Source organism: Chryseobacterium sp. PTM-20240506, assembly GCF_048296755.1.
In the GTDB taxonomy this organism is placed as follows: Bacteria; Bacteroidota; Bacteroidia; order Flavobacteriales; family Weeksellaceae; genus Chryseobacterium; species Chryseobacterium proteolyticum.
Genome location: NZ_CP182581.1, coordinates 144750 through 158832, shown reverse-complemented (window position 1 = coordinate 158832; position 14083 = coordinate 144750). Strand labels below are relative to the sequence as shown.

General features: G+C 35.3%; 14 protein-coding genes. 2 read left to right on the top strand and 12 right to left on the bottom strand.

What is annotated here, in order from left to right; all coding sequences use genetic code 11:
• Positions 1-8: 8 nt before the first annotated feature.
• From ACNFU2_RS00735 to ACNFU2_RS00725, 3 genes are all read right to left on the bottom strand, one after another.
• A complete protein-coding gene (locus ACNFU2_RS00735) occupies positions 9-1808 on the bottom strand; it encodes a hypothetical protein (RefSeq protein ID WP_273647608.1) in 1800 nt (599 codons plus the stop codon).
• A 295-nt stretch (positions 1809-2103) separates the two neighbouring features.
• Positions 2104-2568: a hypothetical protein gene (locus tag ACNFU2_RS00730; RefSeq protein ID WP_273647607.1), complete on the bottom strand. Its 465-nt coding sequence runs from the start codon at positions 2566-2568 to the stop codon at positions 2104-2106.
• A 165-nt stretch (positions 2569-2733) separates the two neighbouring features.
• Complete coding sequence (locus ACNFU2_RS00725) at positions 2734-3339, bottom strand: DUF6134 family protein (RefSeq protein ID WP_273647606.1); 606 nt, start codon at positions 3337-3339, stop codon at positions 2734-2736.
• 434 nt (positions 3340-3773) lie between these two features.
• Between ACNFU2_RS00725 and ACNFU2_RS00720 the strand changes: the two genes are divergently transcribed.
• Entirely contained in the window at positions 3774-5270 is a 1497-nt protein-coding gene (locus ACNFU2_RS00720; protein WP_418123267.1) for a BspA family leucine-rich repeat surface protein, read from the top strand.
• 232 nt (positions 5271-5502) lie between these two features.
• On the opposite strand, the gene ACNFU2_RS00715 is transcribed toward ACNFU2_RS00720, so the two are convergent.
• Positions 5503-6357, bottom strand: a complete 855-nt coding sequence (locus ACNFU2_RS00715) for an erythromycin esterase family protein (protein ID WP_273647604.1) — start codon at positions 6355-6357, stop codon at positions 5503-5505.
• On the opposite strand from ACNFU2_RS00715, the gene ACNFU2_RS00710 reads away from it, so the two are divergent.
• Positions 6333-6524, top strand: coding sequence for a glycoside hydrolase family 30 beta sandwich domain-containing protein (locus ACNFU2_RS00710; RefSeq protein ID WP_373428006.1), 192 nt, complete (start codon positions 6333-6335; stop codon positions 6522-6524). The two genes, ACNFU2_RS00715 and ACNFU2_RS00710, sit on opposite strands and share 25 nt — an antisense overlap.
• Positions 6525-7015: 491 nt before the next feature.
• On the opposite strand, the gene ACNFU2_RS00705 is transcribed toward ACNFU2_RS00710, so the two are convergent.
• The 8 genes from ACNFU2_RS00705 to ACNFU2_RS00670 all read right to left on the bottom strand — a co-directional run bounded on the left by ACNFU2_RS00705 (position 7016) and on the right by ACNFU2_RS00670 (position 13925).
• The gene (locus ACNFU2_RS00705) at positions 7016-8032 is read right to left on the bottom strand and encodes an NADPH:quinone reductase (RefSeq protein ID WP_273647603.1); all 1017 of its coding nucleotides are present in this window, start codon (positions 8030-8032) and stop codon (positions 7016-7018) included.
• A gap of 23 nt (positions 8033-8055) precedes the next feature.
• Positions 8056-8895, bottom strand: a complete 840-nt coding sequence (locus tag ACNFU2_RS00700) for an AraC family transcriptional regulator (RefSeq protein ID WP_273647602.1) — start codon at positions 8893-8895, stop codon at positions 8056-8058.
• A gap of 6 nt (positions 8896-8901) precedes the next feature.
• Complete coding sequence (locus ACNFU2_RS00695; protein ID WP_273647601.1) at positions 8902-9393, bottom strand: cupin domain-containing protein; 492 nt, start codon at positions 9391-9393, stop codon at positions 8902-8904.
• Between the two features lie 975 nt (positions 9394-10368).
• Positions 10369-10779 (bottom strand): nuclear transport factor 2 family protein, encoded by a 411-nt coding sequence (locus ACNFU2_RS00690; RefSeq protein ID WP_273647600.1) that lies wholly within the window; start codon positions 10777-10779, stop codon positions 10369-10371.
• A gap of 33 nt (positions 10780-10812) precedes the next feature.
• A complete protein-coding gene (locus ACNFU2_RS00685; protein WP_273647599.1) occupies positions 10813-11631 on the bottom strand; it encodes an MBL fold metallo-hydrolase in 819 nt (272 codons plus the stop codon).
• A gap of 95 nt (positions 11632-11726) precedes the next feature.
• A complete protein-coding gene (locus tag ACNFU2_RS00680; RefSeq protein WP_273647598.1) occupies positions 11727-12305 on the bottom strand; it encodes a Crp/Fnr family transcriptional regulator in 579 nt (192 codons plus the stop codon).
• A 162-nt stretch (positions 12306-12467) separates the two neighbouring features.
• Positions 12468-13331 (bottom strand): alpha/beta fold hydrolase, encoded by an 864-nt coding sequence (locus tag ACNFU2_RS00675; RefSeq protein ID WP_273647597.1) that lies wholly within the window; start codon positions 13329-13331, stop codon positions 12468-12470.
• A gap of 48 nt (positions 13332-13379) precedes the next feature.
• On the bottom strand, positions 13380-13925 hold the full coding sequence (locus tag ACNFU2_RS00670) for a carboxymuconolactone decarboxylase family protein (RefSeq protein ID WP_273647596.1): 546 nt from the start codon (positions 13923-13925) through the stop codon (positions 13380-13382).
• Between the last annotated feature and the right edge of the window lie 158 nt (positions 13926-14083).

Sequence of the window (14083 nt, the reverse complement as noted above, 5' to 3'; positions counted from 1 at the left end):
ACTGTTCTTTAATTTCCAAAATTCACAAAATGCGGAATATCGGTCGAAAAGTTATTGATTGGTAAAAGATTATTTCGGTTGCTGTTAAAATCAAAAACCGAATTATTATCAAACGGAACACGCGGATAATAAGTAAAAGAGATCTGGATCCTGTTGAATACCAGAAAAGGATTATTGATCAGAACACCAATTCCTATTTTTGTGTTGGCTGTTGTTTTCAGTAATTTGTCATCAGGCATACCCAGCCAGCCCACTGCGGCGGTTAAATACGGGCTGAAGTGAAAATTCTTCCATGTTTTATTAACGAACAACTGAAGCTGATATCTCAGAACCAGTTTCTTAGTCCCGATATAATCCGAGTTATAAACCGGAAATTCATCTGAAGCCGAAAGATTAATTCTGTCTTTGTACGAATAGTTATGCTGTGGATTTCCCAAAGCCAGGGTCGGAGAGAAAAAATGTCTCACCTTGGCAAATTTCCAATCCATCAGATGGGTAAAATAAGTTCCATCCAACCGGAAGGACTCGCGATTTTGATTGTCTTCATTAAAAAACCTTCCGAACTCAGCTTTTAAATTAAAATATCCCAGCCTGGTAAAATTACCATAAGATGCCGCAACTCCCACATATGGTTTTACGTCGTTATTCCTTGACAATCCCCCGGCAGTCAAATTCAACGATTTACCATAAGCAATATCTTCCGGCAAATCATATTGAAAAATATTTTTCTGAACCGAGAAATTTCTTTGGATAAACCCGATAGACATCAGGAAACTGCTGTAAGAATTAAAATACTGATACCGGTCGATTCCCGGGCTGTCTTTATATTGATAGTTTTGAAACCTCCCGATTATGGCAATATTACTGGAGACTTTTTCATTCGGATCGGATGAAACAGGAATCTGATATCCACCCCATACATCCTGGCTATATACCTTGATCTGGACTTCCGGATATGTTGTATCATTCTCTACAGGAAGTAAAACATGCCTCATGAAATATTCCAGACTAACACCACCGGCCCATTTGGTGAGCGGTGAGAAAAAGTCTCTCCTGACATTGAAGTTGATTCTTTCATTTTTAAAAAAATCCCTCTCCCCCAGAATCTGTGCATCAACATAGGACCCGAAAAGGTTATAGGCCGTGTAACTTCCCAAAAGGTAGTTTTGCTTTTCTTTAGAATCGTTTCGGTAAAGGAAATCGAAGGTATGGCCTAATCCCAGAACATTTTCTTCCGTAACTCCAAGGCCGATTTTACTTCCCGAGTAGCTTAGCCTGGGTTTTAAACTCCATGAGTCGAGAACCCTTACCACCACATCAATAGAATCATTGTTGGAATTACTTTCCTCAACACCGATATGAACCCTGTTGACAAAAGCCATCTTTCTCAACAAACGTTCGGATTCATAGAGTTTCTGCGCATTATACTCTTCCCCCTCGTGAAAAAGCAGGTAATTATTAACCGTAGAAGTCTTGGTATTAGGATGAAGGTGATTGGTGATCCAGTCGTACCATTTAGATTGCTCTTTGGTATCCTTGGAACCATATCCAAAGGGGTCTATCGTTTCTATACGGATATTTCTGATGTATTTCCTGTTATATTTCTCCTGCGATAGCTTTTCAGTTCTGGACTTAACAGAAGTAGAATCCGCTTCTCTACGGAATATGAGACGGTGAAAGAATTTGGTCACTTTATGATGATCCGAAAATTCTTCTATTTTGTAATAAAGAGAATCTTTTTTTTCCTGTGCATTTAAAAAGAAAAAACCACTGAACAGCAAAATTAAAAATATAGTAGATCTAGTCATTAGTCATCAAAAATTCAATAAGCTTGATAATATCAATTTACAAGCCAATAAGAATTAAAAACGTACTAAATTCTATTGAAATCACATCATCTTTCACTCCAGGAAAGATGAATGCATCTGCAGATAGCAAATGAAAAGTTATCTTTTGGTATAAGTTGAACTGAAACAAATTCAAAATCAATCAATTACTTTGTTATAGATCAACTGGCAATTTATTGCGCTTTGAACCAAAATAAACAGCAAGCGAAATACTGGGGTGTTCAACCGTAATAGCGCAAAAAACTTTTGTAGAAAACTATTTCAAAAGCGACCAGATAAGAACCCCCGCACCGGCATAGGCCGCTACCGTAATGATATCAGCTATGGGTTGCGAAAATCTTTTTTCAGCAATTCTTTCGGCATTAATCTGATTCTTATGAAATTTTAGAATTTTCTTGGGATTATGGACCGGATGCGCAACCAGACTATCACTCTCCCATCTGTCCACTATTACTTTGTAGGTTTTGCCGTCTGCTTCAATCCTCACATTTTTATTAGGTGAGAGCTTCTCCTGAACATTCACAGGAGCGGATACTTGTTGCAGATTCAGATTTTGGGAATCAGCGTTTGGATTTTTCGTTTGCGCAGGTGCATTATTACCAGAGCTCATTTTGGATGCCTGCTTATTGTCGGCTGTGGGATCGGCCTGTTTTTTTACCTGATAAGTATAGCAACTCACAAGAGAAAATGATATAAGGATACAATAAAGATTCTTTCGCATGAGTCAAATTTAAGAAATAAACGCAAAAATCAGTATTTTCTTTTGAAAGATCCTGTGATATTATTACCAAAACAAAAAACACTGTCAACAATAATATTTCCCTGTTTTTAAATGTATTGATTTCGGCCTTTAGGAGAAAGGGTTCAGGTCATTTGTTACTCCTGATTATCGGTTCTGATCAAGAACAAATTTTAAGTTCGCAAAATCCGTATCGGCTTCCACCAAAGTACAAATTCCATTGCTGTAGGTATAAGTAGTGGAGTTTCCGTTGGGCAGATCGATTCTGTACTTTCCCGAAGTAATCTTCCGGACAGGAATCATTTTTTGGAATTTCTCCGAAAAAACGGATTTTATATTTCCCGGTTCATTAAAATACAAACTTGCCGTCGAACTGAAAATTGACTGTTTCAGCGAGCCACTAGCTCCATCTTTATCCGAAAGATGATAAAAACTTCCGTTCCAGGTAGCGGTATTGTTCACCTTTAGTTTCCCGTTCATTGTCCGGTAAAGTCTGGCCTGCTGAAGGATATTCTGTTTAAAGGTAACCCCCATTTTGTCATAAATTTCAATACTGTAAAGAAGTTTTACTTTGGCCCTGGATTCAAAAAGATATTCAGTGACATCATCTTTTAGAGAACGTTCCACATGGATCTTGCCAATCATTTTATTGTCCTTGATAATGGAATAGTTCAATTCTTTGTTAATGGGTGGTGCCATGAAAGGTTGAAAATAATTGTACACCATCACCGTAAAAATCAGGAGTGCTTTCATAATAAAAATATTTATGAAGCAAAATTAGTCCGGGAAAAAGCTTAAAATGTTCCGGAGGATAAATGTGAACTTATTATTTTAAATAATTTAAATGATTAAAAATGAGATATTTGAATACGGATCTTCGTTCTTGTTTATAAAATTGAACTTTTTTAAAATAATTGTACTAAGCTTAGCCACCGATTCGTATTGCTGCAACCCAATTGACATGGGATACATTTTTCTTCACACTCTTTCCAATTTAAATTGTTCTGTTGTTACCAATATTTACAGGATAATTTTCATCAAAAAACTCAAAAAAAGAAATGATAATTTTTAATACGACGAGTTCTGTCGCTGTGCAAAAGTACCTTTGTATTAGAGATAAGATAAAGAATCCCGGGAAATTAATTGTCTTACTAAGCCAAATTTTAACCTAAAAACAACTTTTTTACATGATGTTTAAAAAACAACTGATAATCATTTTTCTTCTTTCTTTTTTCATTTCCTACGCGCAGAATGAATTTACTACGCTCTGGAAACCAAATGCAAATGGCATTATTGATCATTCAATAAAGTTCGGCGGCACAGGAACCGATTACACCATTTATTGGGAAGAAGTAGGATATCCTCAGCATAATGGAATCATGAATTCTGTCACTTCAAACAGTAACAATCCTATAACCATAAATTTCGGACCTTCATTACATGCGGATCCTCTGCAAGCCACCTACGAAGTGAAAGTATCCGGCGGTAACGGATTATTTTATGGGTTCAGGGCCAATACCGGTATTATGTCTCCTGAGGGAAATCAGGAGCTCATAGAAGTAAGTCAGTGGGGAAATACTACATGGCTCCAGCAATTCGAAAGTGCATTCGCGAACTGTCCCAGTCTTAATGTAACGGCTGCAGATACTCCTGACCTTACACATATAAACAATTTGTCACAAATGTTCCTAAACTGTTCATCTTTGACAGGGCACACTTCATTTTCTTACTGGAATCCGTACAATATTACGGATATGAGCGGTATGTTCAGCGGAGCTACTCTGTTTAATCAGAATATTGGAAACTGGGATACAGCAAAAGTAACCAATTTTAGCGGCATGTTTTCTTCTGCTTCTTCTTTCAATCAAGATATTTCTTCCTGGAATACAATGTCCGGAACTGACTTCTCTTCTATGTTTTCGGATGCTACTTCTTTTAATCAGCCATTAAATTCATGGAATACGGAAAATGCTACTAATTTCCGTTATACATTCTATAATGCAAAAGCATTTAATCAGCCTCTTAATAACTGGAATACAGGTAAAGTAAAAGATTTTGAGCATATGTTTGAAAATGCAGTATCATTCAATCAGCCCATTGGAAATTGGGACGTAAGCAAGGTTGATTATATTGCCGGATTTAATATGTTTTCGGGTGCTTCCCATTTTGACCAGGATATTTCTTCGTGGAACATCAAGCTTCAAAATTTCAGCTGGAATGCAATCTATTTTGGATTTAAAAATGCGGGCTTATCATGTACGAATTACAGTAAGTTTCTTATTGCTCTGAATAATAATCCTACATGGGGGAACTCAACAATAACATCCGGAACTATAGATGCAACAGGACTTGTTTATTCTACACCGCAGGCTATGCTGGCCAGAGCTCAGCTGATCAATAAAGGGTTTAATATTATTGGAGATTCCTATATTGCCGGTTGTTTTCTGTCAACAACAGAAGTTTCACCAAAAACAAAAACCTCTGCTTATCCTAATCCAACGACAGGAGTGATTAATGTGGAATCCGCTTCGGACGAAAATGTTCATTTATATAATATCAATGGTAACCTCATTAAAAATATGATGTTTAGAAAAGGGAAAAACACGATCGATCTTACTGAATATCCATCGGGAGATTATTTCTTAAAAGGTGATACGACTCTAACTAAAATAATCAAGCAATAACAGGTTAATTTACAATTAAATCAGCTCCAAAGTCATTGTACTTTGGAGCTTTTTAAGTATTATATTTATGTAGGTGAAGAAAATTTAAAAGGCAATATAAAATGACAAAAATTTGATAATTACTATATTATCCTTACCGCTTTAGCAGCTTGTGGATGCACAAAAATGCATTTTTAAGCAACTGTGAACCATGACGACTTATCAATTTCTTTCATCTGTTGTGTATTTCCTGTTAAAATCCTCTCAATAAATTTGAATGCGAAGATTTATTGATAAAAATCAAATAGTCAAAAGAATCTGCAATATTTGTTTTTCTAAACTCATTACTTTCAGTTCCGGAACCGGTTTTTCGAAACAGAATCTTTTTCAATATCCATTCTCCCAATTCATTTTTATCAGTCTTTATAGATTTTAAATCTAACACAAAATAAGGTATGTTTAATGAATTTAAATTATATTCTAAACTACCTTGTGGTGATGTTTGTGATGTGAATGTTCCTATCTTTTTATTTACGCTCGCCGTGTAATTCCCTTCAAAAAATGCAAATCCAAAGTTCACATAATCACTTTGATATTTTTTGTTTATATGAAACCCCATTGACGAGGAATCTTCTTTAGAAACATGGAAGTTATGGGCAGATACGATTACCCTGCTTGGGTTATAATTTTGTTTGATCCAATCTATATTTTCAGCCATAAATTTATCCCTGGTAACTGAACTTCCAACCTGTATATTTTGTCTTATTACTGTAATATTCTGTAAATATCTTTTCTTTGTCTCTGCATCATCAATTTTCACAGCATTTTGGGAGATTTTATCCAATAAGTTATTTATAGCATCCTGAATTTTATCTGTATATTTTCTTTGACCTCGATTGTTTTCTTTTAAAATTTTAGTCAGATTATTAATATCATCTAGCTCATAATTATTTGCTTTATAAATGTCTGTAATCTGCTGTAAAGCTCCAAAATAACATTGCATGTCAAAGCCGTCAAACAGTATTTTGTTATTCATATTTTCGTTATGAAGCTTTAACCATTCAACAAAATCCAAGGTCTCTTGTGTTTGCCAAAGCCAAAAATACATTCCGTGCAACAGCATTTAGAAATCCCGATGGTTCAAAGGTTCTTATCGCATACAATAATAGCAGCTCAGCAACTTCATGCAAAGTCAAATGGGGGGCACAATCCTTCACCTATAGCATACCTGCCAATTCGGCGGCCACATTCAAATGGATTGGCAGTGTCTCATAGTCATCCACTGCACCAGGTAGTTAACAATTCCTGTCTAATTTGGCTAGGCGAATTAGATCATCAATAAAAATGTTTGAAGATACGCTTGTTTTGGTCACATGACAAGATTATTCAATTCTGCAATTCTTTCTAAATCTTCCACTAAATGTTTCGATATTTCTTCTGTTACTGGTACCAGAAATTCAGTATTATATAAACAGTTAATGACAGGCTTTCCTAATCAGAGAAGCATGAGATCGGGTTGTCTAAAAAAAGCAATAGAATCCAATTAAAAGAAAGTTAATAAAATTGTAGATACAAAACTAAAATTTAATGCGAGGTTACTTAACTACAAAAATTGCGTTACTAATCTTAAAAATTGCATTTACATTAAAAATATATTTTGGTACACTTATGTATATTATTACCGAAGTTTTTTCTCTTATAATCTTTAAGCTTCAACTTTTTAAAAAGAAAATGAATTGGTACACTAAAGTGTATCATTGCCTATTTTAATTTTCGTCATTTAAAATCCGTACAAGTACTTTCCCTTTAACCTTATGAAACTCCAACGCTTCATGCGCTTCCCAAATCTTGTCAAGAGGAACAGTGAGTCCAATAGTAGGAGTATATTTTCCTTCACTAATACAATTACTAATATCTTCAATCGCTTTCTTTTTAAATTCTTCTGGCATTGTATAGACATATACAAATCGGAAGGCAATATTATTTATCATGGAATTTAATATCGAAAGAGCGAAATTTTCGTCCATTTTTTTTGCAGAGTATGTACTTATAACTCCGCCTTTTGCAATGCTTGCAAGATCAATATTTAAATTGGAACTCAGGTCAACTTCAATAATCCGGTCCACTCCCCGACCGTCTGTTGCTTTTTTTATTTCCTCAGCTACATCTTGGTTACTCATGTTGATAACAACATCTGATCCTTTTGAACGGACACGCATTTCGTCATCCGGGTTCCTTATGGTAGCTGCAACCCATGCTCCTGACCATTTAGCAAGCTGTATTGCCGCTTCACCGACTGCTCCTGCTCCCCCTTGAATTAATACCCTTCGACCTGCGATATTCCCGTCTGCAAATAAACAATAATGCGCGGTCATTGCTGCTATTCCTAAACTTGCACCAGTCTCAAAAGAAACATTTTCAGGTAGTTGTACAGCCTGATTGGCAGGAATAACAATGTACTCGGATGCTGTTCCATTTGCTCTGCCATATTGTGCTTCATATATCCAAACTCTTTCGCCAATCCTTATAGCATCTATTCCTTCTCCCACAGCATCTATAATACCTGCACCGTCCTGATGTGGTATAATTCTGTTAAAAAGCATAGGCCCCAAAAAACCTGTCCTCGATTTTATATCAGAAGGGTTGACGCCTGATAAAATAACACGGATACGAACTTCTCCTCGTCCGGGAACAGGAATCGGCAATTGATTTACCTGCAAAACGTCGGATGCTGATCCCTGTTGTTCAAAATAAGCAGCATGCATCGTAATTTTATCTGTCATAACTTTTATTTTTTAATTAATACTTAATACACAGACTCTGTAACTTTTTTACGGTAATGAACAGGGGATACTCCTTCTTTACTTTTAAAAAACCGACTGAACGTCTGAATATTATCATATCCAAGTTCGTAAGCAATCTCTTTTATGGATAAACCAGAATAATTAATCTGTCTTTTTGCATGAATCATTATTCTATCATGAATTATATGAAGCGGAGCCCGACTAGAAACAAGAGAAAATAAGTTCGACAATGTTTTTGGAGATTTATTGAGTCTGGAAGCATAAAAAGCAACATCGTGATGCTCTGCAAAATGTCTTTCAACCAAATAATTAAATTCCCTGATTACATCACTTTGGCTTTTTTCAAGATTACTAAATTTGTTTGACTGTCTGAGGATTCTTACAGATAAGATTAACATTCTTTTTAATAAAGATTGTAACATGTCTTGCTTAAGAATATCGTTTTTATTTATTTCCGAGCAAAAAATCTCCCAAGATAACTCAAAATCCCTTATCATATCATCATCAACAGTAACGATAGGAATGTCCGAAGCTCCGAAAAACAACATTCCTTTACTACCAACTTCATTATCATGGTTTACAATACAATAAAACGGTTGATTAAATCTTACCATTCTGGCAGACTCAATCTCCAGAGAATCAATCTTATGGAATTCTGTTAGAAATATAATCTGATTCTTTTGAAGAATATAAACATATTTATCTACCTCTATTTTCATGGATTGCCCCGTATTCCATATAAAAGTCATGTCAGTTTTTTGTACGTTTGAAACGATATCAGCATTTGTCTGGTCTAGATTACAGACCTGCAATGTTTCATTTAAATCATTCGTAAAAATCATAATTTTTTAATCTAAATAATTAACATCATAAGTTTTTTGTCCATTAAGTTCATCCAAATGTTTTAAAAAACTTTTTCTTTCTTCCGTCATTTCGGGAACGGGTAAAAATTCATTTTCTGCCACTGGCTGGCCGATCGCTTCAAAAATCTTTTCCAAACCTGCAGGCATAACCGTACAAAGAAGTTTAACAAAAGAATCCGATGTATTTTTAAAACAATGAATTGCACCACCAAGAGGGATTGTTACAAATCCACCTTGAGAAACGACTTCTTTTCCTTTCTCTGTTTTAATTTCAACTTCTCCTTCCAGTACGTAAAATATTTCATGTGTATCCGGATGAGAATGAGGCGGGGGACCGCCTCCGGGCGGAACCGTCATTTCGATGACTGCATAACTTTGATCAGTGTCATCACCTGACACAATTACTCTGTAATTACCGCCCGCAACACCCAATCTTTTTCCTTTTTCTTTATCTCTGATGCTTATCTCTGATTCCATAATTTTCAGCTTAGGGTTTTCTGTAAGCAAATTTACAGACCATATAGCTTCAAAACGTTGACATTTGTCACAATACTCAAATGATAAATAATGAAAAGAAAAAGAAACTATGTTACAAAAAATATCAGGGAATACACTAAAGATCACGATCCGATCAAGATACTTTATCCTGGTTCAAATAATTACTGCAGACTCAGATATTGGAAGTATCGGAATAATAGATCACGTGACATTTCGGAGTAAACAGAAATCCCTATGCATCCTCACGTTAAAAATGAAATTCTTTCTTATTTCAGTATAGGAAAAGTAAAACATTCGGATTCTGAAGATTCACTGAAAATCTTGGTAGCAAGAAACTAATGCTGATGGAAACTGGTAAACGATTTATCATGAAGAAGATATTGACGGACAGGCCAAGTTGCTCGAGAGACTACAAATATATATCGAGTCCGGAGAGAGTCTGAAACCAGAGGTAATCATCCAGGATTTCGATAAGCTCTACAGCAATAACAAATGACGTTTGCTGGGATCTCAATCAGCAAAAACCAAATCCCACTTCAACAGCCAGACCTGAATATTTTTTACAAGATTGTTCGGTATACAAACATTGTCCTTCTAGATTGTCTTAAAATGGTCTTATCGGCCTGCTGCACGTTTATCCAGGCTTTTCTATAATAAATTCGGAGATTATTTTAGAAAAAAATGATTCACTTCTTTTCATAGACGAAAAATTTACTATCGTCACTTCAGCGGAAGTAGAATTGGTTTATTTTTCACAGATGAAAACAGTTCTATTTTTAAAAGAGGCATGTATGGTGGAAATAAAAGGGGTTAAAGTTATTTAATACAAATTAAGACCTACTATCCCCACTTCGTGCTAGATAATAAGTCTTTTAATTTTTTTAATGTAACTTTTAGGATATTTAAATATAAATTAAAAAACAGTCTTAATTAGACTGTTTTTTTAAGTGGTTGCTAAAATCGTCTTTCAGACTCCTGTATAGGAAGATCATTTACGCTTGCAAAACGTCTCTGCATCAAACCATTCTCATCAAATTCCCAGTTTTCATTACCATAAGCTCTGAACCACTGGCCTTCTGCATTATGATATTCATATTCGTAACGTACAGCAATACGGTTATCCGTAAAAGCCCACAGTTCTTTTTTCAATTTATAATCCAATTCTTTTTGCCACTTTCCTGTTAGAAATTTTATAATTTCTTCACGGCCTGTTATAAATTCAGAACGATTGCGCCACTGGCTGTCAACTGTATATGCTAATGCTATTTTTTCAGGATCTTTAGAATTCCAAGCGTCTTCTGCCAACTGTACTTTTTGTATAGCAGTTTCCTGAGTAAATGGAGGTAAAGGATGTTTCTGTTCCATCTTGTTATATATTAAAGGAGATTGAAATTGTATTTAATTTGAGTGTAAAGAAAGCATAGTTTCAACACCTGGTTTTAAAATCTGAAGTCTTTCTCTAATTCCCAAAATATCGAAAGCCTCTTCCAAATTGGCATTGTTTTCTGTATAATGTGACCATCCTTCCGAATGTAAAGGAATAATAATTGATTTTGGAAAAACATGAGCGGTATCTAGAACATCGTTGGTACCCATTGTTAAGTTAAATGGTCCCCTGGGACGAGCCGCTCCTGCAAATGCGAAAATGTAGGCCGGATTTATTGTTTTCCCGAGATTTTCAATTTCATTGTAGAAGACGGTATCTCCGGTAATATATAATTCAAAATTATTTTTTCCTGAAACGGCAATATGAAATCCTATAACATCGCCTGCTAGCTTTTCTATTCCTGCGGGACCGTGGCGGGCAGAAGTAGCTGTTATTCTGATTTCGTCCCCAGCAGGGGAACTATAAGCTATATATTCTTTAGGATCTAAACCGATACTGTTTCCTTTTAATCTTTCCGCTCCTTTTTTCGTGGTCAGCGTTGCTTTCACTTCTTTTAGGTATTCCCGGCCCATGTTATCTAAATTATCAAAATGCTGATCATGACTCAATAAAACAATGTCAACGGGCTTTCCGGGAATTATTGCAGGTCCCGACAACTTTGACTCTTTCATTTTTTCATTTAAAATGAATGAAGTTCCTTCAGGATCTAAAGTAGGATCAGTCATTATACGAAATCCGCCAATATTAAGAAGTACTGTAGGACCTCCGATATATGTGGCAGTCATGAGAATATTATTTCCCGTATCTGTAGTTTTGATATTTCTTTCCATGATTTTAATTATAATTCTATTGAAACAAATTTACAGCAGCTGCACATTCAAAACGTTGATATTTGTCACAAACTCACAATCGACAGAAAAATCAATTACCGAAAGCTTTGTTTACGGATTCTGCTTAATGTCTCTCTTGAAATTCCCAAATAAGAGGCAATCTGATGCAATGGAAATCTTTGGATCATTTCAGGATGAAGTTTAACGAAACTCTTATATCGTTCCAAAGCACTCAGGCTAATCGCATCGTCAACACGTTTTTGCGTTGCGATATGGTTGTTTTCACTCATCTTCCAAAACATGGCTTTAATAGCCGGAATTTCCAGAAACGCATCCAGATTAGGTCTTGGTAACACTAATAATTCTGTGTCTTCCCATGCTTCAATATAATATTTTGAAGGTGTTTGATTAATAAAACTCTGCCGGTCTACAATCCACCAATTTTCTATTGCCAATTGAAGAATGTATTCGATGCCGTGGCTGTCTACACTGAACATCCGGATTGCTCCATTAAGAATAAAACCTGTGTATGGACACGCATTACCCTCCTCCAAAAAATATTGTTTTTTTCGCAACTTTTTAGGAAGCAACAACGATTGAATTGTTATTTTTTCTTCGGACGAAAGCCCTGAATTGCTGTAACGTTCTATATAATCAAAAAGCGGTTCGTACATTTTTAATAATTATTTGTTAGTTGGCAACCATAAAAGTCGCTTATTATCAAAATTAAAAAAATTCCCGCTTTTTTCATATTTGTATATTTTATTAATTTAAATAGTAGTGAGTATTAAAATCACCCTGTAAGTTTTATAGGGTGATTTCAAAAAGTGAACAACTTATTTAACTTTTCTGTCTAAGAAATTTTCAATAATTGCCGCAATTTCGTCACCATGACTCTCTAAAGCAAAGTGACCAGCTTCAAACAAATGGAATTCAAGATTTTTTACATCTTTCTTAAATGCTTCTGCCCCTGAACCCGGAAAAATGTAATCATCCTTGCCGTAAACAATAAGCATTTCCGGTTGATAATCTCTGAAATATTGCTGCCAACTCGTGTACAAAGGGATATTATTCTGATAATCATAGAATAAAGCTAATTGTATTGCTCCGTTTTCAGGTCTTTCCAAATGTCTCAGGTCAATTTCCCAGTTATCCGGAGAAATTACGCTTGGATCCGTTACACTGTGGGTATATTGCCATTTCAGACCATTGAGGTCATGGAAACCCCTTAATGTATTTTCAGCTTCTTTATTGTTACGATCTTTCCAATAGGCTTTAATCGGATCCCAGAACGCTTCCAGCCCCTCTTCATAGGCACAACCGTTCTGTACAATTAATGAATCTATTTTTTCAGGGAATGCACTGGCAATTCTAAAACCGATGGGAGCTCCATAATCCATCAGATAAAGACTGTATTTTTTAATATCAAGTTTTGCTAACAACTCTGTCACTATTTTTGCAAAATTATCAAAAGTGTATTCGAATTCACTCATAGGTGGCTGCTCACTTCTTCCATAGCCTGGATAATCAGGAGCAATCAGATGATATTTATCTGAAAGATCATTGATAAGATTTCTGTACATGTGCGATGAGGTCGGATAACCATGTAACAAAACTAATGTCGGATTTTTTCTGTCACCTGCCTCTCTGTAAAAAATTTCTATTCCGTTGATATCAATTGTATTGAATGTTGTCTTCATTGTTGTAAGTATTTAAGTTTAAGATTTATTTTAAATTATAAGTGTTGATTAGTTTTTAGAGATTGGAGCCAGCTTTGGAAAGTCAATATCTGTATCTGCCAAAATATTTGCATAATTAGTAAAAATGCTGAGTGATACCTGAGCTAAAATTTCCAGAATCTGAGCGTCATTGTAACCTGCTGCTCTTACTCTTTCTAAAGATTCATTAGAAACTACTCCTTTAGTATTCAGAATTTCTTTAGCAAAAACCAGGGCTGCATTTACCTTCTGATCTGAAGAAACTCCATTTCTTGCATCGTTAATATCCTGTTCGCTGATTCCCATTTTGCCACCGACAAAACTGTGTGCAGCGTTGCAATAGTTACATCCGTTTTCGTTGGCTACGGTAAGTGCAATCAGTTCTCCTAATTTTCCTCCAAGCGAAGAATAACTTAATCCGGCATTGAAACCCAGATATCCATTAAGTACCGCTGGAGAATTTCCTAAAGTTCTCATCATGTTGGGAACCATTCCCATTTTAGATTTTACAGTCTCGAAAAGTTCTTTTGTTTTTCCGGTAGCTTCCTCCGGATTTAATGCTTTAATGCGTGCCATAATAATATTGTTTTTAAATTATTAAATATGTTTGTCGTTATTGACGGTACAAAATTGTGAATTTGAACCAGGCAACAGTTAGGCATCATTTCCCGAAGAGTTGGCAATTTTTCTAAGCGTTATTTTTCTTAAATTTTTTAACAATTATTTTTTTTAAA

Coding starts and splice junctions, on each gene's coding strand:
- ACNFU2_RS00735 (WP_273647608.1), bottom strand. CDS start 1,808: ATGACTAGATCTACTATATTTTTAATTTTGCTGTTCAGTGGTTTTTTC.
- ACNFU2_RS00730 (WP_273647607.1), bottom strand. CDS start 2,568: ATGCGAAAGAATCTTTATTGTATCCTTATATCATTTTCTCTTGTGAGT.
- ACNFU2_RS00725 (WP_273647606.1), bottom strand. CDS start 3,339: ATGAAAGCACTCCTGATTTTTACGGTGATGGTGTACAATTATTTTCAA.
- ACNFU2_RS00720 (WP_418123267.1), top strand. CDS start 3,774: ATGATGTTTAAAAAACAACTGATAATCATTTTTCTTCTTTCTTTTTTC.
- ACNFU2_RS00715 (WP_273647604.1), bottom strand. CDS start 6,357: ATGTATTTTTGGCTTTGGCAAACACAAGAGACCTTGGATTTTGTTGAA.
- ACNFU2_RS00705 (WP_273647603.1), bottom strand. CDS start 8,032: ATGACAGATAAAATTACGATGCATGCTGCTTATTTTGAACAACAGGGA.
- ACNFU2_RS00700 (WP_273647602.1), bottom strand. CDS start 8,895: ATGATTTTTACGAATGATTTAAATGAAACATTGCAGGTCTGTAATCTA.
- ACNFU2_RS00695 (WP_273647601.1), bottom strand. CDS start 9,393: ATGGAATCAGAGATAAGCATCAGAGATAAAGAAAAAGGAAAAAGATTG.
- ACNFU2_RS00690 (WP_273647600.1), bottom strand. CDS start 10,779: ATGGAACAGAAACATCCTTTACCTCCATTTACTCAGGAAACTGCTATA.
- ACNFU2_RS00685 (WP_273647599.1), bottom strand. CDS start 11,631: ATGGAAAGAAATATCAAAACTACAGATACGGGAAATAATATTCTCATG.
- ACNFU2_RS00680 (WP_273647598.1), bottom strand. CDS start 12,305: ATGTACGAACCGCTTTTTGATTATATAGAACGTTACAGCAATTCAGGG.
- ACNFU2_RS00675 (WP_273647597.1), bottom strand. CDS start 13,331: ATGAAGACAACATTCAATACAATTGATATCAACGGAATAGAAATTTTT.
- ACNFU2_RS00670 (WP_273647596.1), bottom strand. CDS start 13,925: ATGGCACGCATTAAAGCATTAAATCCGGAGGAAGCTACCGGAAAAACA.